Consider the following 20,354-nt stretch of genomic DNA (forward strand, 5'->3'; position numbering starts at 1 on the left):
GGAAGGGAGAAAAGCAATGAGCAGCATAGCCATTCATCCGGCAGTGGATTCAGGCTTTCGAGCGACTGACGCTGCTTTCACAGGCGGGACGCTGGTGTGCAAATGCACGAGCAATCCCGTCAAGGTCAGGATCAAGGGCGATATCGCCCACAATCATGTCTGCGGCTGCACCAAGTGCTGGAAGCCGCAGGGAGCAGTCTTCTCGGTCGTGGCGGTCGCTCCGACCGAGAGCGTCGAAGTGCTCGAGAACGGCGACAAGCTCGCCGTCGTCGATCCCGCTGCTCTGATCCAGCGGCATGCCTGCAAGGAATGCGGCGTGCATATGTACGGGCCGGTCGAGCGCGAACATCCCTTCCAGGGGCTGTCCTTCGTCCATCCGGAGCGCTTCCAGGAAAGCGGCTGGGCAAAGCCCACTTTCGCGGCCTTCGTGTCGTCGATCATCGAAAGCGGCTTTGATCCCGCCAAGATGGAAGCCCTCCGGGCGCAGCTGAAGGCATCAGGTCTCGAGCCCTATGATTGCCTCTCGCCCGGCCTGATGGACTACATCGCGACCTGGACTGCCAAGAAAAGCGGCGCGCTCGCCGCTTGATCATCCGGGGAGCGCCCACGGGCGCTCCCCGACCCCGCCATCCCGCGTGATGGGCGCGCCGTCTTCCCGGCGCCAGGCGTCCAAGCCTGACGATCCACAGAATCCCCACACCTGTCAGGCTACCCGCCTGGATAAACTCCGCGAAGGCTGCCGCCGCGGCGCATTCGGCTGTGCGGTAATCCCGCAATTAGCAGCCCACCTTCGGCGAAACCCGCTCATCCCGATACCGGTCTCGGTATGGTTTTCCGACATTGTATATTCCCAGAATAATAATTGTGTACGTTATGTACACAAATATTGACTCGGTCCGAGTGGCGTGGCATTTTCGCGGGATAGGGCAACAATCGGCCGGAGATCGACGATGGCGAAGACACCCAAGAGCAATCTCTACGAAGATCTGAAACGTCAGATTCTGACGATGGAGCTGGACCCGGACGCCGATCTGGACGAGGCCAGCTTGAGCGAAAGATACGGGCTGTCGCGGACGCCGGTGCGGGACATATTCCGCCGTCTTGCCGGAGAGGGTTATATCGATATCCGCGAGAACAGGGGTGCGCGGGTCATCCCGATGAACCACTCCACGCTGCGGAATTTCTTCCTCGTTGCGCCGATGATCTATGCGGCGATCGGCCGTCTCGCCGTGCAGAATTTCAAGCCGGCGCAGCTGTCTGACCTGAAGCAGACCCAGGAGCGGTTTCGCGCCGCCAGCCAGAAGACGGACGCTCTGGCGATGGTGCTGGAGAACAACCGCTTTCACGAAATCTTCGGCGAGATGTCGGGCAACGTCTACATGCAGCCGAGCCTCGGCCGGCTGCTCATCGACCACGCGCGCATCGGTCACACGTTTTTCCGGCCGAGGAACGAGGACATGAGGCGGCGGCTTCAACTGGCCGTCGACCATCATGACGGCTTTATCGCCGCGCTCGGCGCTCACGACGAGGATGCCGTCGTCGATCTCGTTTTTGAACACTGGGAGTTGTCTCGCGAGAACATGGAGATGTTCATCGCACCGCAAGGCCTCAAGGCGGACGCCTTCGTGGGCGGTCCAGCCACGCACATATTGGAGAAGTCATCGTGAAGTTTGAGGGGATCTACACGCCGGCGGTAACGCCGCTCGATCAAAATGGTCAGATTGACCGGACCGGATTTGCAGCCGTGCTCGAGTCGCTGATCGAAGCGGGCGTCCACGGCATTATCGTCGGCGGCTCGACGGGGGAATATTACGCCCAGAGCAGCCAGGAGCGTTTCGAGCTCGGGGCCTATGCGAAAGAGGTCATCGGCACACGGCTGCCGCTCATCATCGGCACCGGCGCCGCGCGCACCGAGGATTCGGTCGAATACGCCAAAGCGGCAAAGGAAATCGGCGCGGATGCAATCCTGGTCTCGTCACCGCCCTATGCGCTGCCGACCGAACGCGAGAACGCGGTCCATGCCCTGACGGTCGATCGCGCCGCCAACCTGCCGATCATGCTCTACAACTATCCCGCCCGCATGGGCGTGGTGATGGGCGAGGAGTATTTCTCCCGCGTCGGCAAGTCGAAGAACGTGATCGCCATCAAGGAAAGCTCCGGCGACATGGGCAATCTTCATCGGCTCGCCCGGAAGTTTCCGCACATTGCGCTGTCCTGCGGCTGGGACGACCAGGCGCTCGAATTCTTCGCCTGGGGTGCGAAGAGCTGGGTCTGTGCCGGTTCCAACTTTCTGCCGCGCGAGCATGTCGCCCTTTATGAGGCCTGCGTCCTCGAGAAGAATTTCGACAAGGGCCGGGCGATCATGAGCGCGATGCTGCCGCTGATGGATTTCCTCGAATGCGGCAAGTTCGTCCAGTCGATCAAGCACGGATGCGAGATCATCGGCCTCAAGGCCGGTCCGGTGCGGGCGCCGCTGCGCGGACTGAACTCCGAAGAAAAAAGAACCCTTCAGACCGTCGTCGCCACATTGAAGCGCACGGTCGCCCAGATCACGTCGGGAGCCAACCATGCATGAACCTTTGACCGCAGCCGAATACAAGGCGATCGCCGTCGGTCTTCAACTTCCGACGAATGCATTCATCGATGGCGCATTTCGTCCGGCGAATTCCGGCAAGACCTTCACCTCCACCAATCCCGCGACGGGTGAGGCTTTGGCCGAAATCGCCGCCTGCGATTCCAGCGACGTCGATTTCGCCGTTGAGAAGGCGAAAGAGGCGTTCGAAGACGGGCGCTGGCGGCTCCGCTCGCCGGGTGAGCGCAAGGAAGTGCTGCTGAAGCTTGCCAAGCTCCTGGAGCGCAACCGGCACGAACTCGCCGTCATGGAAAGCCTCGACAGTGGCAAACCGATACGCGAATGCCAGACCGTCGACGTTCCCGATACCATTCATACGCTGCGCTGGCACGCCGAGCTGATCGACAAGCTCTACGACAACACGGCGCCTGTCGGCGCCAACGCGCTGACGATGATCGTGCGTGAGCCGATCGGCGTCGTCGGATGCGTGCTGCCGTGGAATTTCCCGCTGCTGATGCTCGCCTGGAAGATCGGCCCGGCGCTTGCCGCCGGCTGCTCGGTCATCGTCAAGCCGGCGCAGGAAACAACACTCACGACGCTGCGCGTCGCCGAACTCGCCCTTGAGGCCGGCATTCCGGCCGGCGTCTTCAACGTCGTCACTGGTTCGGGCCGCGAGGTCGGCGAACCGATCGGCCTGCACAATGATGTCGACATGGTGGCCTTCACCGGCTCGACGCCGACCGGCCGCCGCTTCCTGCGTTACGCCGCGGATTCGAACCTCAAGAAGGTGGTGCTCGAATGCGGCGGCAAGAACCCCGCCGTCGTTCTCGACGATGCCGAGGACCTCGACCTCGTCGCCGAGCAGGTCGTCAACGGCGCCTTCTGGAACATGGGCGAGAATTGCTCGGCCACGTCGCGTCTCATCGTCCATGCCAAGGTCAAGGATGAATTGATGAAGCGCATCGGCGCCTACATGCGCGAATGGAAGACGGGCGATCCGCTCGATCCCGAAAACCGCATCGGCGCGCTGGTCAGCAAGTCGCACTTCGAGAAGGTGAAATCCTTCCTCGACGATGCCAAGTCGGAGAAGCTCTCCGTCACCCAGGGCGGTGAAACCTATAACGGCATCTTCATCGAGCCGACGCTGGTCGAAGGTGTGACGCCGGCCAGCCGCCTGTTCCAGGAAGAGATCTTCGGGCCGATCCTGTCGGTCACGACGTTCAACACGCTCGCCGAGGCGACTGCTCTGGCCAACGACACCAATTACGGCCTGACGGCATCCGTCTATACGGGCAGCCTGCGCAATGCGATCCGGCTGACCCGCGATATCCGCGCCGGCCTGATCACCGTCAACTGCTTCGGCGAAGGCGACGCCACCACGCCGTTCGGCGGCTACAAGGAGTCCGGCTTCGGCGGCCGCGACAAGTCGGTCTTCGCCCACGACAATTACTGCGAGCTGAAGACCATCTGGATCGACATTTCGGAACGCTCCGTCGACGAGACGATCCGATGAGCCGCCATGTGATCAAGCACCTGCCGACCGATACCGGCGTTTCGGGATGGGAGGCGACCAGCGAACGCACCTTTCCCGTAGCGGCGCTTGAGCACGACATTACCGCCGACTGGCTGATCATCGGCGGCGGATTTGCCGGCCTTTCCGCGGCCCGCCGTCTCTCGCAATCGCGCCCTGGGGACAAGATCGTCGTCCTGGATGCGCGTGAGCTTGCCAAGGGGCCGGCCGGGCGGAATTCCGGCTTCATGATCGACGTGCCGCACAACCTGTCCTCCGGCGAGTATTCGGTGGCGGACGAGGCGGCGACCAAGGACGAGATCCGGCAGAACCGTCTGGCGATTTCCTTCGCAGCCGACGTGGCGGCCGAATACGGCCTGCCCCGGGAAACCTTCGATCCCTCGGGCAAGGTAAATGCCGCGGCCTCCGACCGGGGAATGGGGCTCAACGACAATTATAGGAAGTCGCTCGAAAAGATCGGCGAGGAGCATCGCGTTCTCGATGCGAACCAGATGCGGGAGATGACCGGCTCGCACTATTATCGCGGCGGCCTCTACACCCCGGGCGCGGTGATGATCCAGCCGGCCGATTATATCAGGGGCCTGGCGCGCGGGCTCCATTCGAAGGTTGCCATCCACGAGCACTCGCCGGTGCTGGAGCTTTCGCGTGAAGGCAGGAGCTGGAAGGCGAAGACCGCCCGCGGCTCCGTTTCCGCGCCCAAGGTCATTCTCGGTGTGAACGGTCATATTCAAAGCTTCGGCCATTTCCGTGGAAGGCTGATGCATATCTTCACCTATGCGTCGATGACGTCGGCCTTTTCACAGAACGAATTCGCAGGCACCGGTGTGGATCGCTGGGCGCTGCTGCCGGCCGACCCGATGGGCGCGACGGTACGCAAGATCACAAAGGACGGGCTTTCGCGGATCGTCGTCAGGACGAGGTTTACTTATGACCCGAGCCTGAAAGTGTCGGAAAAGCGCGTCGCCGGAATCGCCGCCGAACAGCGCCGGTCGTTCGATGCCCGTTTCCCGGGGATGGAGCGCCTGCCGATGGAATATAGCTGGGCGGGTGCGCTCTGCCTCAGCAGAAACCATGTGCCCGCATTCGGCGAGGTTGAAGAAGGGCTATTTTCCGCCTGCTGCGAAAACGGTCTCGGCACCGTCAAGAGCACGCTTGCCGGGATGATGGCCGCCGATCTCGCGACAGGAGCCGCCAGCCCGGAGCTCGACAAATTCAAAAACCAGCCGGAACCGAGGAGACTGCCCCCCGAGCCCATCGCTTGGCTGGGCATCAACTCCGTCATCCGCTTTCAGGAATTGCGTGCCGGTCGCGAGGGGTGATTTCGATCGCGCAAATTGAAGATCACCGCCTGCAGACTTCGATGGCGAAGGGACGACAGCTGGGGAGTAATAACAATGAAAACTTTGTGGAAGGCTTTCTGCGGGACCGCAGAGATGTTGTTCAATATCCGTCCTCCCTTTGCGCGTCCGACCATCATGCGGATCAACCTGAGACTAACGACGGCGTCTGGCATGGCCGTTGTCGCGGGCATTGCGGGTTCAGGCAGGCTCGAAGGAATGTTCTGCGGCGCGATCAGGACGGTCGATATCGCGACCTCAATCATGCAGCAATCGCCATCGTGCTATTGACCATGCTGACTGACCGAATATGGCAGAGCGCCGTTCACTTGGGGAATGGGAAGGAAGTCATGAGTAGTTTGGACTTGCAGTTTCCGCCCGGCGCAATCTTGATGCCGGCCGTCGACTGGCTCCACGTGGCAGGAGATGAACATGCGAGCTGAGCAGCATCGGGTGGTTGACGATGGCGCAAAGCAGGCAGCGCGACTTAAAGTTGGGTTCGTTCTGTCGCGTTCCTTCACGCTGTCGGCCTTTGCATTGTTCGTCGACACGCTCAGACTTGCCAGCGACGAACAGGATCGTTCTGGAAGGGTGCTCGCCGACTGGCAGGTGATCGGCAGCACGCGGCATCTGATTACCTCCAGCTGCGGTGTCCAGGTGGCGCCTACTTCGGATTTCGTCGACCCGTCAAGGTTCGATTATATCGTGGTCGTCGGCGGCCTGCTGACGGTCGAAAATCCCGTCGACCAGCAGACAATCACCTTCCTGAGGCAAGCGGATGCGAAGAAGGTGCCGCTTATCGGCGTGTGCACCGGTTCGTTCATCCTGGCGGCGGCGGGCCTGATGAAACGACACGAATCCTGCGTCAGCTGGCTGCATTACAAGGAGTTTCGGGAGCGCTTTCCGGAGCTTGCCGTCCGCTCCGACCGGCTCTTCAATCTCGATCGGCAGCGCGGATCCTGCGCCGGGGGCAGCAGCGCTGCCGACATGGCGGCATTGCTCGTCAGAAAATACATCAGCCGCGATGCCGAACGAAACGCGCTCGAAGTGCTTCAGATCGAGAAGGCCCGAACGCCATCGGATGTTCAGCCGCGGCGTCCGCTCTACGACGATTATGACGACGCCCGCGTCAAGGCGGCGATGATCACCATGGAGCAGTTCGTCGACGGCAGCATGCCGATCGAGAAGCTTGCCGCAATGGTCGGGCTCTCGAGGCGGCAGCTGGAGCGGATATTCATCGAAAAGACGGGCATGTCGCCTGCCAAGGCCTATAACCGCGTTCGCATGGAGCGGGCAAAATCGATCCTCGCCCAGTCGAAGGCGCCGCTCATCGAGATTGCGCTCGACGTCGGCTTCGAAAACGCCTCGCAGTTCACCAGAACCTTCAAGCGCACATTCGGGCAAACGCCCTCGCAGCATCGTGCGGCGGCCTTGAGAGCACACTGAAGCGTCAGCATCCTGGCAGTTCCCGTATCGACGATTGACGCGGTGTCGCTCAGCGTTCGATGAGGAGATCGCTGAGCGGCTTCGAGCAGCAGGGCAGGAAGAAGCCGGCGTCGATTTCCCTCTGGCGGATGCCGCCATTGTGGTTCATGTCGACCGCGCCTGACGTGAGCATCGACTTGCAGGTGCCGCAGACCCCATTGGCGCAGGAGGATGGTATCCTGACGCCCGCCTTCTTCGCGCAGGAGAGCACGCTCTGGTCGCCTGTTACCTCGATGCTGCGGGCCTGCTTGGAGAAGGTGACCTGAAAGACCTTGGCGGTCGCTTCCTGAATCGCGGGGATTTCAGGTTCGTCGATGACGGCAGCGTCGAAGCTTTCTTCGAGATAATGGGAGGCGGGAACGCCGAGTTCTGCGGCGATGCCGCGCGCTGCCGCCATGAACGGAGCGGGGCCGCAGCACATCACCGTGCGGTCGGCGATATCGGGAACCGCCAGTCTGAAATAATCCGCCGAAATGCGGCCGGTGAGGCCGGACCAGGAGGGTTCGCCGGCAACCGTTTCCGGCAGAAAATGCAGCCGCAGCCCTTTCAGCCTGCGGGCGATGCAGGCGAGTTCGTCGCGAAAGATCAGATCGAGCGGGGTGCGCGCCGCATGCATGAAGATGACGTCGGCAGGCTCGCAGCTGTCGGCGAGTTCACGCAGAATGGACATGACCGGCGTGATGCCGGAGCCGCCGGAGAGCAGCAGAAGTTTTGGCTTCGACGCCTCGGACCGGACGAAATGGCCGAGCGGGCCGTTCGCCTTGACCGACGCGCCCGGCACCAGCGTGTCGTGAAGCCAGTTGGAGATCTTGCCGCCCGGAACGCGCTTCACCGTTACCGAGAAAGCGTTCGTGCGATGCGGCGACGAGGAGATGCTGTAGCAGCGGCTTTCAGGCTCTCCGTTATGCTCCAGGTCGAACAGGAAATACTGGCCGGCCTTGAAGGCGAACCGCTTGCCGTCAGGGGAGGCGAAGGTGAAGGTCTTGACGTCATGGGTCTCCTGCTGGACGTCGAGGCAGACGAGCGCATCGTCTTCCTCGGGATTCCAGACGTCGTGACGGGCGGTTTTTGCGAGCGGCGCTTGCGGGTTCCTAGTATCCATGAGCGCGCATCCGGTCGATGTACCAGCTGGCGAACTTGTCGAGGTTCGTCTCGGAGAAGCGGGAATAGGGACCCGGCCGATAAGCGGGATCGAGCGCACCGGCATGGGAGCGGGCGACGAGGTCGGCGTCCTGGTCCGTCGTTGCGACCCAGACATCCGTCAGCTTGTCGAGGTCGTAATCCACCCCTTCGACGGCGTCCTTGTGGACCAGCCACTTGGTCCTGACCAGCGTCTTGCCGGCCGAAAGCGGGATGACGGTCGCCACGATGGCATGGTCGCCCATGAAGTGGTTCCAGCTGTTATGGCCCCAGAGATGGGTGTCGCCGAGATCCTTGCGGGTCATCTGCCCGAGGAGCTTGGAGGATGCGGCGGTGGCGTCATGCGTCTGGGATTCGCCGGCGCCTGATATGATCAGCCGCTGCGTGCGGAAGTTCGTGGCGCAGTCGGCGAGCTGCTCGATGGCGGCGGACGGGAAGCCATCGGCTTCCCATGCCTGGGTGCGCTCCTCGTAAAGCCGGAAATGCTCCTCGGCCTGTTCGCGATCCTCCGGGCTCAGCGTTTCGGGATCGAAGCCGAAGTCGAGGTCGACGAAGGAGACGCAGAGCTCTGGATGGTTGGCGGAGCAATGATAGCACTCGCGATTGTTCTCCATCGTCAGCTTCCAGTTGCCGTCCTCGATGACGTCGGTCTGGTGGGCGATCTTGGCATTGCGGATGTCGTAGGGCGCGAGACGCTCGACCATCGCCTGCTCGAGGCCGGCAATGTCCTCCGGCGGATTGTCGGACAGGCAGACATAGATCAGGCCGCCGATCGATTTGAAGGTAACCGGCTTCAGACCGTGACAGTCCTTGTCGAAATCCTTGCCCATATGCGGGGCATAGCTGAGCTCGCCCGTCAGCTCATAGGTCCAAGTATGATAGGGACAGACGAGCTTCGAGACGATCGTCTTGCCCGGGTTGAGAAGACGGGAACCGCGATGGCGGCAGACATTGTGCAGCACGCGGATTTCGCCGTCGTCGTCACGCAGCAGGATCAGGCTCGTCTTGCCGATGTCGACGACTGTGGCGTCGCCGGCCTCCGGAACATCGCAGTCGAGGCCGACGCAGATCCAGTGCTTGTGGAAGAAGACGTCGATATCCGCTTCGAACACGTCTTCTCTAACGTAGAGGCCGGCCGGCAACGAATGGCCTTCCGCGCGGGAGTCGAGAAGCGCCGAAATGGAAGAAGGAAGCCTGTTTAGCATGAGAACCTCTTATGTGAGAGTTTCCCTAGATTGCTCTTGCAGCGTCGGCCTTTCAACGGCATAAAAAATTAGCTTCGCATAAGTTTTTATCATGCGAATAGGAGTCTTGTGATGCAATTTCGAAGACGGCTCCCGTCGCTGACGGCGCTGGTGACGCTGGAAGCGGTGCTGCGCAGGAAGAGTTTCACCACGGCGGCGAGCGAACTCGGCGTTACCCAGGCAGCCGTCAGCCGGCAGATCGCCGCTTTGGAAGAGGAACTCGGCCAGCCGCTCTTCCTGCGCAAGCACCGGGCGATCGAGCCGACGGCGGCCTGCGTCAGCCTCGGCGCGACGCTGGCGAAGAGCTTTGCCGATATCGCGGAAAGCGTGGAGGCGATCCAGTCGCGCAGCCAGGACGTGGTGACGATCGGCGCGACCGTCGCCTTCTCCTCCTTCTGGCTGCTGCCGCGGCTTGCCGAGTTCCGCCGGGCCAATCCCGGCATTCTGGTGCGGGTGATATCCCAGGATAACCCGATCACTCTGGACGATGGAGAGATCGACGTTGCGATCCGATACGGCGTGCCGCCCTTCAGCGATGGCACTGTCATTGCCTCGCGCGGCGACGTCGTCTGCCCGGTCTGCTCTCCCGACCACCTCAGGCGCCGCGGAGATGGCCCGCTCGGCTCTGCCGACGAATTCATCGAAACGGATGTGCTCGATCGTTCCTGGTATGGCTGGGCGCAATGGGTGTCGCTGACCGGCGGCAATATCGAGATCAAGCCGTCGCTTCGATTCAACCATTACACGGAAAGCATCGCGGCGGCGCGTGCGGGGCAGGGGATCGCCTTGGGATGGCGCATGCTGATCGGCACTTTCCTCGATGATCGAACCCTGGTGCCGGCCGCGGAAACCGAGCTTGCCGCCGAAGGCCGCTACAACGTGATCGTGCCGATCAAGGCCAAGCGCAGCCATGCGGGCGATCTCGCCGCCGCCTGGCTGACGGCATCGCTGCACGGTTGATCAGAGACCAAGGCCGGGTGTCGCCGTCCGATGCACGCCCTTCGGGACGAAGGCGAACTGATCCGCCAGGTCGAGGAAGTCGGCCGCCAGGTGAATGACCGAGAGCCACATTTCCGTTCCCTGCAGGCTCGGCTCGCCGCCGTCGGCGAATGGGAAACCCCCGCCGTCCCGCCATCTGTCGAGTGCCCTGGATATCAAGCTGCGGGCGATCGCCTCGCCATCGGTCCGGCGGTAGTCGGTCTGCCGCCCGATCAGCAGGAGAGGATGGATCGTGTCGAGCAGGTTGCAGGCATTGTATTTCTCGGCAACGAAGCCTTTGTGGTTGCGATAATTCAGATGAACCGTCTCGATCGCGGCATGCGGATGCGGAAGCGGCATGCCGAACTGCGCGTAAGTGCCGCGCGTCAGGCGATAAAATCCATTCACCGGCTGGAGCCATCCCTCCAGCGCCGTCGGCTCACCCCAGAGGCCAGAGACGCTGTTGGCATTGCGGCTCAGCCACTCGAAGAGCGCCTGTCGCGGCCCTTTGATGCCGAAATACCTGGCGTTGAAATACATGGCGGTTCCGATGGCATCGACGACGCTACCGGCGTGCCATGCCCGGCTCGACCAGGGCAGGGTGCTCAGCCATTGCTCCAGCTCTTCAGCCCCGAGTAGCACCGCCTGGATCGGTTGCCGTGGTCCGGAGCCGAGCAGTTCGAGCGCATAACCGACCGAAAGCACGTTGTAGAGCGCCTTCGGATCTTCTCTCAACGCCCAGTCCTGGACACGCGAATGCGCTTGCGGAAAGAGGCCGGTCTCCCGATCCTGGAGGCCTTGGAGACGCTCGACGGTTTGCGCCGGATCGAGCCCGGGCGGCAGCTGATCGAAGCCGGCGGCGATCTCGATGGCATCGCAGAGATGCCGGATCGCCGGCCGCCTGACGCCGTCCGCTTCCAGCGATTCATAGCCCTCAGGTGTCTTCCATTGCGCAAGGATATCAGGCCATTGCTCTCTCGCCTTCTGCCCAAGCCTGACCAGCCGATCCTCGATCTCTCCAATGGCGGATTTCCTCGCCGGTGCGCCCCGGCTCCGCAGCACCTTTGCCGGTACGCCGCCGGCAATCGCAAGCGCAGGAATATCTTGCGTGACGACCGCTCCGGCCGCAATGACGGCGCCGTTGCCGATCGTGACGCCATCGAGGATCACGCAATTGGCGCCGATCCAGACATCGTCGCCGATCACAATGCCGATGCTGACGACGCCCTGGCGATGGATGGGCCGATCGGGATCGTCGAAACCGTGATTGAAGCCGACGATCGACGCATGCGAGGCAATCCTGACCCCATTGCCGCACGTCACCTTGCCGGAAACGCAGGCATAGGGATTGATCGAGCAATCCTCACCGAGGATCACATCGCCCCGCACCAGCGCATGCCCGCCAATCCAGGACCGCTCGCCCATCGCCAGGCTCTCGGTGAAGATCGCAGCGTTTTCGGCGATATAGGAGGTCTCGGCCAATTCTGCGCCGCACGCTCGCTGTAGCGCTGCCTTGCGGGCGAGATGAGCGGGATGGTCGAGATCCGCCGCGATGTGCTCCCAGGGGAGATATTGCAGCCTGCGCGCTTCTCGTTGTACGTTCGCCGATGCTGGCGAGCTGCTGGTCTGGTCCATCTTTCCTCATTCTATATTTCGGCAGCAAAGCACCATAAACGCACATTGCCTCCATCGTAGAACGTTGTTAGGCCGGCGCAATTTCAATGTCCGCACGCCTATTTGAGAACCCAATCATGTCCTTGGCAAGTTACGAGTCCATATGAGTTTCATCATTATTACACTAGTCGTGCTCGCCATTTGCGTCCTGTTGTTCATCGCGGCCATAGCAATTGTCTTTCTTGGGCTGCGCCGTATCTGGCGACGGACACAACCCAACCAAGTCGTTTTAAGAAGCGTCATCATAGCTTGTGGTCTGGGCGCTGTCGCACTGCCATACGTTGCCATCAAAGTTAGCGAGCGAAACAACCTTCTCGCACGCGTTCCCGAACCCCTTGAAGTGGCTGAAATTGAATACCGCCTGGAAGAATCTTGGGGCCTCGGTTTCATGCCCGGAGACAACGAAACCGGTTTTGTTGTCTATCGGCTGACCAATGATAGTGCAGGCTGGGCGCGGAAACAGGGAAGTCGGCTAGGCGACATGCTTTCGGGAGAAAGTGGAACGTGGCATGAAACACCGGTCGACGACAGGAGCGACCAAGCCGCGATAAGCCAATGGCACCCCTACGACAGTGATCCGGAGATGATGGCAATGGAGCGTCTTCAGCGCCACCCTCCTACAATATTTGAATACCTGGAAAAGTACGGTTTCATAATCTCGATCGAAAAAGGTCGAGATCACGAAGCCGACCGGGCAATCCAGTCAAGTGGGTCGTTTTACTCCTACGGAAAGGGCGGCAGCGTCACGATCGTTGATCCGGCAAGGGGCAAGGTTTATTTCGCCTATGCTGGATGAGCATCGACGGCCTGCGCAATACTATACACGTAAGTCTGTCGCCCAGTATGGCCGCGTAGGTGGTCTGTATTGCTCATCGCGCTCGCGGTCTCCCAGGGATCACCTTCACGAAAGACTAGACCCGAATTTGTCCCAGCCTTCCTTGATCGTCTCCATCGCCACATTCGTCGAGGTGTTGGCAACATGGGGCAGCGTCGAGATGCGTTCGCCGAGAACGCGGCGGTAGCGGCCGATGTCGCGGGTGCGGATTTTGAGGAGATAGTCGAACCGGCCGGCGATCATATGGCACTCTTCGACTTCCCGGATCTTCTTGATCGCCTCATTGAAGCTTTTCAGCGCATCCTCGCGGGTGTCCGAGAGCTTCACCTCGACGAAGGCGATGTGGTCGAGCTGCATTTTCGATGGATTGAGGACGGCCTTGAAGCCCTCGATATAGCCGTCGCTGATCAGCCGCTTGAAGCGGATCTGGCACGGAGTCTTCGATAATCCGACCCGCGCGGCGAGATCGGTGATCGATAGCCTGCCGTCCTCGGCGAGCGCGGCGAGAATCTTTCTGTCGAATTGGTCTAATTCACTAAAGAAATCGGTTTCTACAGCCATCTGAACTCTCATGGGCAAATTAATAAGTTCATACAGCCTGAAAATGGCGAAAATCAAGTAAGATCGCGATTTGTGCCTGTGATAGGTTATGTGCCGGCAATGGAGGAACGGTCCAACCAGCCGGCAGCTTGCCGGGACCGCTGTCGGCGCCGAACGCAAAATGGGGGGTGACATGCACAAGAAAGAGACGGGTGAGGATCAAAAGCCGGATCTGCTCGTTCACTATCGACCACTGGCGATAAAAGCCGTGGCGGCGGCATTCACCCTTAAGCGCGACAAGCCCAATGCGCGTCCACTTCACGAGACGGAATATTCCGGCCCGATTTTCACGGACGATGCCACCTGGGATGATGAGCCCGGTGTTCCATTTATCCGTTAGACGAAACATTCACTGATCAGGGATTTCCCATGTTGAACGCAGCGATCGACCCCGCATCCTCCAAAGAACCTGCCGGCGGCGCGCCGTTCGCCGCTTTTGCGCCGCCGATCCGGCCGCAATCGGAACTTCGCCAGGCGATCACGGCAGCCTATCGCCGTCCGGAAACCGAATGCCTGCCGCCCCTCGTTGCGGCCGCGCGCGTTTCCGAGGCGAAACGCTATGACATCCGCAGCACCGCTCGCACGCTGATCGAAGCCTTGCGCGCCAAGCACAAGGGCACCGGCGTCGAAGGGCTCGTGCAGGAATATTCGCTCTCCAGCCAGGAAGGCGTGGCGCTGATGTGCCTTGCCGAAGCGCTGTTGCGCATTCCCGATACCGACACCCGCGACGCGCTGATCCGCGACAAGATCGCCGAGGGCAACTGGACCTCCCATATCGGCGGCGGCAAATCGATGTTCGTCAACGCCGCCACCTGGGGCCTCGTCGTCACCGGCAAGCTGACGTCCACGGTCAACGCCCGCAGCCTGTCGGCAGCGCTGACGCGGCTGATCGCGCGCGCCGGCGAGCCGGTCATCCGCCGCGGCGTCGATATGGCGATGCGCATGATGGGCGAGCAGTTCGTCACCGGTGAGACGATCGAGGAGGCGCTGAAGCGCGCCCGGCCGCTCGAAGCGCGTGGCTTCCGCTATTCCTACGACATGCTCGGCGAGGCCGCGACGACGGCCGCCGACGCCGAGCGTTATTTCAAGGATTATGAAAAGGCGATCCACGCCATCGGCAAGGCCTCGAACGGACGCGGCATCTATGACGGCCCGGGCATCTCGATCAAGCTTTCGGCGCTGCACCCCCGCTATGTCAGGGCGCAGGCCGGTCGCGTAATGGGAGAATTGCTGCCCAAGGTCAAGGCGCTCGCCGTTCTCGCCAAGACCTATGATATCGGCCTCAATATCGATGCCGAGGAGGCCGATCGGCTGGAGCTTTCGCTCGATCTGCTCGAGGAGCTCTGCTTCGCGCCGGAGCTTGCCGGATGGAACGGGCTTGGCTTCGTCGTGCAGGCCTATGGCAAGCGCTGCCCCTTCGTCCTCGATTACATTATCGATCTCGCCCGCCGGTCCGGGCGCCGGATGATGGTCCGTCTCGTCAAGGGCGCCTATTGGGATGCGGAAATCAAGCGCGCCCAACTGGATGGCCTCGAGGACTATCCCGTTTATACCCGCAAGATCTACACCGACGTCGCCTATATCGCCTGCGCGCGCAAGCTGCTCGGTGCGCCGGATGCGGTTTTCCCGCAGTTCGCGACCCACAATGCGCAGACGCTGGCGACGATCTATCATCTCGCCGGTCCCGATTTCGCGGTCGGCAAATACGAGTTCCAGTGCCTGCACGGCATGGGCGAGCCGCTCTATGACGAGGTCGTCGGCAAGGAAAAGCTCGACCGCCCCTGCCGCATCTATGCGCCAGTCGGAACCCATGAGACGTTGCTCGCTTATCTGGTGCGCCGCCTCCTGGAAAACGGCGCCAACTCCTCCTTCGTGCACCGCATCTCCGATCCGAACGTTTCGGTCGAGGCGCTGATCGCCGATCCCGCCGAGACCGTTGCGGCTATGCCCGTCGTCGGCGCTCCTCATGTGCAGATCGCTGCGCCGAAGGCGCTCTACGGCCATGCTCGCGCCAATTCGGACGGGCTCGATCTCTCGAACGAGGCGACGCTGACGGATCTGGCGCAGGCGCTCGCCTCCACGGCCGCGAACCCGTGGCATGCGCTTCCGATCCTCGCCGACGGTTCCACCGATGGGGTGACGTGCGACGTCCTTAATCCCGCCGATCACCGCGACGTCGTCGGCACGGTCACCGAGCTGAAGGTCGAAGAGGCCGCCCGCATCGTTGCGATGGCGGCCGACTATGCACCGCAATGGGCGGCCGTGCCGCCGGCCGAACGGGCGGCCTGCCTGGAGCGGGCGGCCGACATCATGCAGGCCCGCATCAAGACCCTGATGGGCATCGTCATGCGCGAGGCCGGCAAATCGGCGGCAAACGCCGTCGGCGAAGTGCGTGAGGCGATCGACTTCCTGCGCTATTACGCCGAACAGGCGCGCAAGACCCTCGGGCCGTCCCACGCGCCGCTTGGGCCCATCGTCTGCATCAGCCCGTGGAATTTCCCGCTGGCGATCTTCACCGGACAGGTGGCCGCCGCCCTCGTGGCCGGCAATCCCGTGCTGGCCAAGCCCGCCGGCATGACGCCGATCATCGCCTCGGAGAGCGTCAAGATTCTCCACGAGGCGGGCGTGCCGGTCGGCGCTCTGCAATTCGTGCCCGGCAGCGGCCGGCTCGGCGCCGGCATGGTCGGGGCTCCTGAAACCGCCGGCGTCATGTTTACCGGCTCGACCGAGGTCGCCCGCATGATCCAGGCGCAACTGGCCGAACGGCTGTCGCCGAGCGGCAAACCGATCCCGCTGATCGCCGAAACCGGCGGTCAGAACGGCATGATCGTCGATTCCTCGGCATTGGCCGAGCAGGTCGTCGCCGACGTCATTGCCTCTGCTTTCGACAGCGCCGGCCAGCGGTGCTCGGCTCTTCGGGTTCTGTGCCTTCAGGACGATATCGCCGACAGGACGCTTGCCATGTTGAAGGGCGCCTTCCGTGAACTGACGGTCGGCCGGACCGATCGCCTGAGCGTCGATGTCGGCCCCGTCATCAACGACGGCGCCAAGGCCGAGATCGACGAGCATATCGCGCAGATGCGCGGCTCCGGCTGCAAGGTGGAGCAGCTGGCGCTGCCCGCAAGTGCTGCGGCGGGCACCTTCGTTCCGCCGACGATCATCGAGATCAAGTCGCTGTCGGATCTGACCAAGGAGGTCTTCGGACCGGTCCTGCACGTTTACCGCTTCAAGAGAAACGGGCTCGACCGCCTGATCGACGACATCAATGCCTCGGGCTACGGCCTCACATTCGGACTTCACACGCGGCTTGACGAAACCATCGCGCATGTGACGAGCCGCATCAAGGCCGGCAACCTCTACGTCAACCGCAACATTATCGGCGCCGTCGTCGGCGTCCAGCCGTTCGGCGGCCGCGGCCTGTCGGGAACGGGTCCGAAGGCGGGCGGTCCGCTCTATATCGGCCGCCTGGTGCAGCGCGCGCCGGTGCCGCCGCAACAGGATTCGGTTCATACGGACCTTGCCCTTCGCGATTACATCGTCTGGCTCGACAAGAAGGGCCTGACGGGCGAAGGGGAGGCGGCGCGCGGTTATGCCGGCCGCTCGGCACTTGGGCTCGAACGCGAGCTCACCGGCCCGGTCGGCGAGCGCAATCTTTACGCGCTGCACCCGCGCGGCCGCATTCTGCTCGTGCCGCAGACGGAGAGCGGGCTCTATCGCCAGATCGCCGCAGCCCTTGCAACGGGCAATCATGTCGCGGTGGATGCCGGTTCCCTCTCGAAATCGGCGCTCGCCGATCTTCCGGCGGCGGTCGCAAGCCGCTTTTCCTGGACCTCGGACTGGGAAAAGGACGGACCTTTCTCGGGCGCGCTCGTCGAGGGCGATCGCGACAGGGTCCACGCGGTCAACAAAAGGATCGCGGCTTTGCCCGGTCCGCTTCTCCTGGTTCAGGCCGCCACGAGCGAAGAGCTTGCCGGCGATCCTGAGGCCTATTGCCTGAACTGGCTGTTGGAAGAGGTCTCGACCTCGATTAATACCGCCGCTGCCGGCGGCAATGCCAGCCTGATGGCGATCGGCTGAGTGAAGTTCGAGGGCGCGGACATGCTTCCTCAGTCTGTGCCCACTCCTCTTTCTTCATGCTCGGCCCTGTGCCGAGCATCTGCCTCCGCTGATAGGGCAGCAGATCCTGATGCCAAGGAAAGTGCGAGATTGTCGGGAGATCGGAGGGTGCGCTCGCGTGGCTCTCGAGCAAACTCGACACCATTGACCATATTTTTAAGAGTTACGATTATCGTCGCCCCATCATGTGTGACCTCGCCGGTCCGGGGCAGCGAATATACGCTGTCGCCGATGCGAGGGGTCGCGCCGGAGAAAGAGGCGATTTTCATGGGGCGGGGGCTTCCTTATGTCGTTGATTGATCGACTGTTGCAGCGTATGCGGATCGTGACGAAGGTCCTCTTCTTCGTGGTGCCTCTCGTCATCCTCATCGCCGGCATCGGCCTGTTCGGTTATTTCACGGCTGGTACGCTGAATGGCCAGATGACGCTGACGCGGCAGACGATCGATACGCTTTCCAGTTTCCAGCAGCTGCGCTCCTCGCTGACCGCCTTTACCGATCTTCCGGCCCCGGCCACGCGCGATCGGCTGGTGGCCAGCATTGCCGATCAGCAGAAGGGCGCGGCGACGCTCGATGCCATGTTGATCGATCCCGCCCAGAAACAGCAGATCGCCGCCGTGCGCGAACTCGGGGCTAAGATGCAGGGCGGCGCCGACGCGCTCTGGGCGGTGGCGCAGGAGCGTGCCAACACCGAACTGGCGATCGACGGGGCGGTAGCGCAACTTTTCAAGGAAAGCCAGACCGCCCGCAAGCAGCTCGACGTTCTTCAGGACCAGGCCAACGGCAAGGAGGCTTTCGTCCGGGCACTTCTTTTCGACGCCTCGGCCTACAAGAATCTCTCGGGACGCGTTGCGAAATTGCGCAAGGCGACCGCAGCCGCAGCCGACCCTCAGAAGCTTGGCCAAGCTATCGGCAACCTTCTGCCGCCGCTCGTCAAGGAAGTCGGCGAGAGCGAGGCGCTTGGCTCCGATAAGGCGAAAGGCCAGATCGCTCTGCTGAAGCCGCTTCTGGACAAGCTTGCCGCGATGGCGAAGGACAGCGCCAATCTGTCGCTCGACGCCTATGCTCCCGTCGACCAGGATCTGCAGCGTTTCGAAGAGCAGTTTGCAAAACTTGCTTCCGGGAATGCGGATACAGCGATCGAGCGTTTTGCCGGAATGGATGCGAGCATAGCAACGCTTCGCTCGATGGTGGCGATCGTCAATGCCGCTTTCAAATCGATCGACGATCTGCGACTGCACCTGAGCGAACTGAACAGGCGGGTCGATGCCGCCTCGCGGGATGCGGTTCTATTGGATCTGAAGGCCCTGCGCGAAAGCGCTGCAAAGCTGGAGCCCTTGAGCGGCAAGAACGCCGCTTTGAAGGATCTTGCCAAGAAGATCGAGCCTTCCCTTATCTTGATCGAAAAGGGTACCTCGGCACTGATATCGATCGCCGATCGGTGGCAGGGCAACAAGCAGGCGGCGACGGAGCTGGTTGCAGACGCAAGTCACACGCTCGAACAGTTCGTCAGCACGGCGCAGGAGAGCGGCAAGGAAATCAGCCAGCGCTCGGCCACAATGTCGCTCTCGGCGATGATTGCGGGCACGGTGCTTGCCATCATCGGCGGCCTGATGCTGATCGAGACGCTGCGCGGACCGATGAAGCGGATCACCCAGACGATGACGAGACTTGCTGCCGGCGATCTCAATGTTCCGATCGGCGACGGCAAGCGCGGCGATGAAATCGGCGATATGATCCGCTCCGTGACGGTCTTCCGTGACCAGGCGCTCGAAAAGACGAGGCTCGAAGAGGTCGCTGAAACGAACAGGGCGCGGGACGAACAGGAACAGGCCCGCCGCGCGGCCGAGCAGGCCCGCATCGAAGCCGAGCAGAGCGAGGCCCTGGACGCGCTGTCCGACATGCTCGGCAAACTCGCCGACGGCAACCTCGCTGCCGTGATGAGCGAGGAGCTGGCCGCCGATTATGTCGCGATGGCCAGGACCTACAACCAGGCGATCGATGCGTTGCGCCGCACACTCGCCGAGGTTCGCAACACCACCTATGAAATCGCCGAGGGCAGCACCAATCTTTCGGGTGCGGCCGACGATCTGGCGCGGCGCACGGAACAGCAGGCGGCCGCTCTCGAAGACAGTTCACGCGTGCTCGGCGAGCTGACCGCCAGCGTCCGCACGACTGCCGAAAACGCGCGCCAGACGTCGGTTTCCGTCGCAGAGGCGCACCGGCAGGCGGAGCATTCCGCGGCCGTCGTCGCCAAGGCCGTCGAGGCCATGGACGCCATCAACCGGTCGTCGGACAAGGTCACCAGCATCATCGGCGTGATCGACGAGATCGCCTTTCAGACCAACCTTCTCGCACTCAATGCCGGCGTCGAGGCGGCGCGCGCGGGAGAGGCAGGCAGGGGTTTTGCCGTTGTCGCGCAGGAAGTGCGCGAGCTGGCACAGCGCTGCGCCAAGGCCGCCCGCGAGATCAAGGATCTGATCTCCAACAGCGCGTCGCAGGTCGGCACCGGCGTTCGGCTCGTCGAAGAGACCGGCGAGGCGCTTTCGGCGATCATGGAACACTTCACCTCGATCAACGGGCTGGTGCAGGTCATTTCGACGGCCACGAGTACCCAGTACAAGGGGATCGACGAGGTCAACAACGCCGTTCGCGACATCGAGCATATTACCCAGCACAATGCCGCCATGGTCGAGGAAAATACCGCGGAAATTCACCGGCTCCGGCAGCAGGTGGAACTGCTGAACGAACGCATCTCCCGCTTCCAGACCGCCGACGGCCGCAAGGCTTCACAGGCCGCCGGCCAGCGGATCGCCCTGGCCTCCTGAGCGGCGTCTATGTCT

Annotated in this window: 15 protein-coding genes and 1 pseudogene; 12 read left to right on the forward strand and 4 right to left on the reverse strand. The window is 62.2% G+C overall.

Annotation, left to right across the window (positions count from 1 at the left end; genetic code table 11):
* Window positions 1-16: 16 nt before the first annotated feature.
* The 7 genes and pseudogenes from gfa to N2597_RS27730 all read left to right on the forward strand — a co-directional run bounded on the left by gfa (window position 17) and on the right by N2597_RS27730 (window position 6,886).
* A complete protein-coding gene (gene gfa, locus N2597_RS27700) occupies window positions 17-589 on the forward strand; it encodes an S-(hydroxymethyl)glutathione synthase (protein WP_040112294.1) in 573 nt (190 codons plus the stop codon).
* Window positions 590-950: 361 nt separating this feature from the next.
* A complete protein-coding gene (locus N2597_RS27705) occupies window positions 951-1,667 on the forward strand; it encodes a GntR family transcriptional regulator (protein WP_040141995.1) in 717 nt (238 codons plus the stop codon).
* Window positions 1,664-2,575, forward strand: a complete 912-nt coding sequence (locus tag N2597_RS27710) for a dihydrodipicolinate synthase family protein (RefSeq protein WP_183602415.1) — start codon at window positions 1,664-1,666, stop codon at window positions 2,573-2,575. The genes N2597_RS27705 and N2597_RS27710 overlap by 4 nt, the downstream gene beginning before the upstream one ends.
* Window positions 2,568-4,085 carry an aldehyde dehydrogenase gene (locus N2597_RS27715; protein WP_077989036.1) on the forward strand — a complete coding sequence of 506 codons (1,518 nt, stop codon included), beginning with the start codon at window positions 2,568-2,570 and terminating at the stop codon, window positions 4,083-4,085. Before N2597_RS27710 ends, N2597_RS27715 begins: the two co-directional genes overlap by 8 nt.
* On the forward strand, window positions 4,082-5,422 hold the full coding sequence (locus N2597_RS27720; protein WP_183602417.1) for an NAD(P)/FAD-dependent oxidoreductase: 1,341 nt from the start codon (window positions 4,082-4,084) through the stop codon (window positions 5,420-5,422). Before N2597_RS27715 ends, N2597_RS27720 begins: the two co-directional genes overlap by 4 nt.
* A 108-nt stretch (window positions 5,423-5,530) precedes the next feature.
* Window positions 5,531-5,787, forward strand: a pseudogene (locus N2597_RS27725) (proline/glycine betaine ABC transporter permease); the annotation flags it as partial.
* An 85-nt stretch (window positions 5,788-5,872) separates the two neighbouring features.
* Window positions 5,873-6,886, forward strand: a complete 1,014-nt coding sequence (locus N2597_RS27730) for a GlxA family transcriptional regulator (RefSeq protein ID WP_077989039.1) — start codon at window positions 5,873-5,875, stop codon at window positions 6,884-6,886.
* Between the two features lie 49 nt (window positions 6,887-6,935).
* Here the strand turns inward: N2597_RS27730 and N2597_RS27735 are convergent, their stop codons facing one another.
* On the reverse strand, window positions 6,936-8,027 hold the full coding sequence (locus N2597_RS27735; protein WP_077989040.1) for an FAD-binding oxidoreductase: 1,092 nt from the start codon (window positions 8,025-8,027) through the stop codon (window positions 6,936-6,938).
* On the reverse strand, window positions 8,017-9,270 hold the full coding sequence (locus N2597_RS27740; RefSeq protein ID WP_096763116.1) for an aromatic ring-hydroxylating oxygenase subunit alpha: 1,254 nt from the start codon (window positions 9,268-9,270) through the stop codon (window positions 8,017-8,019). The genes N2597_RS27735 and N2597_RS27740 overlap by 11 nt, the downstream gene beginning before the upstream one ends.
* A 111-nt stretch (window positions 9,271-9,381) precedes the next feature.
* Between N2597_RS27740 and N2597_RS27745 the strand changes: the two genes are divergently transcribed.
* A complete protein-coding gene (locus tag N2597_RS27745) occupies window positions 9,382-10,269 on the forward strand; it encodes a LysR substrate-binding domain-containing protein (RefSeq protein ID WP_106797675.1) in 888 nt (295 codons plus the stop codon).
* Here N2597_RS27745 and N2597_RS27750 read toward each other — a convergent pair whose 3' ends face one another.
* Entirely contained in the window at window positions 10,270-11,922 is a 1,653-nt protein-coding gene (locus N2597_RS27750) for an acyltransferase (RefSeq protein WP_077989043.1), read from the reverse strand.
* A 142-nt stretch (window positions 11,923-12,064) separates the two neighbouring features.
* Here N2597_RS27750 and N2597_RS27755 point away from each other — a divergent pair, with 142 nt between their 5' ends.
* On the forward strand, window positions 12,065-12,757 hold the full coding sequence (locus N2597_RS27755) for a hypothetical protein (protein WP_096763119.1): 693 nt from the start codon (window positions 12,065-12,067) through the stop codon (window positions 12,755-12,757).
* A 105-nt stretch (window positions 12,758-12,862) separates the two neighbouring features.
* On the opposite strand, the gene N2597_RS27760 is transcribed toward N2597_RS27755, so the two are convergent.
* Window positions 12,863-13,357: an Lrp/AsnC family transcriptional regulator gene (locus N2597_RS27760; protein ID WP_096763120.1), complete on the reverse strand. Its 495-nt coding sequence runs from the start codon at window positions 13,355-13,357 to the stop codon at window positions 12,863-12,865.
* A 172-nt stretch (window positions 13,358-13,529) separates the two neighbouring features.
* Here N2597_RS27760 and N2597_RS27765 point away from each other — a divergent pair, with 172 nt between their 5' ends.
* The 3 genes from N2597_RS27765 to N2597_RS27775 all read left to right on the forward strand — a co-directional run bounded on the left by N2597_RS27765 (window position 13,530) and on the right by N2597_RS27775 (window position 20,339).
* Entirely contained in the window at window positions 13,530-13,736 is a 207-nt protein-coding gene (locus N2597_RS27765; RefSeq protein WP_096763121.1) for a hypothetical protein, read from the forward strand.
* Window positions 13,737-13,765: 29 nt separating this feature from the next.
* On the forward strand, window positions 13,766-17,473 hold the full coding sequence (putA, locus tag N2597_RS27770; protein WP_183602419.1) for a trifunctional transcriptional regulator/proline dehydrogenase/L-glutamate gamma-semialdehyde dehydrogenase: 3,708 nt from the start codon (window positions 13,766-13,768) through the stop codon (window positions 17,471-17,473).
* Window positions 17,474-17,798: 325 nt separating this feature from the next.
* Window positions 17,799-20,339, forward strand: a complete 2,541-nt coding sequence (locus tag N2597_RS27775; RefSeq protein WP_183602422.1) for a methyl-accepting chemotaxis protein — start codon at window positions 17,799-17,801, stop codon at window positions 20,337-20,339.
* Window positions 20,340-20,354 lie beyond the last annotated feature (15 nt).

The organism is Rhizobium sophoriradicis, from assembly GCF_025200795.1.
Lineage (GTDB): Bacteria > Pseudomonadota > Alphaproteobacteria > Rhizobiales > Rhizobiaceae > Rhizobium > Rhizobium sophoriradicis.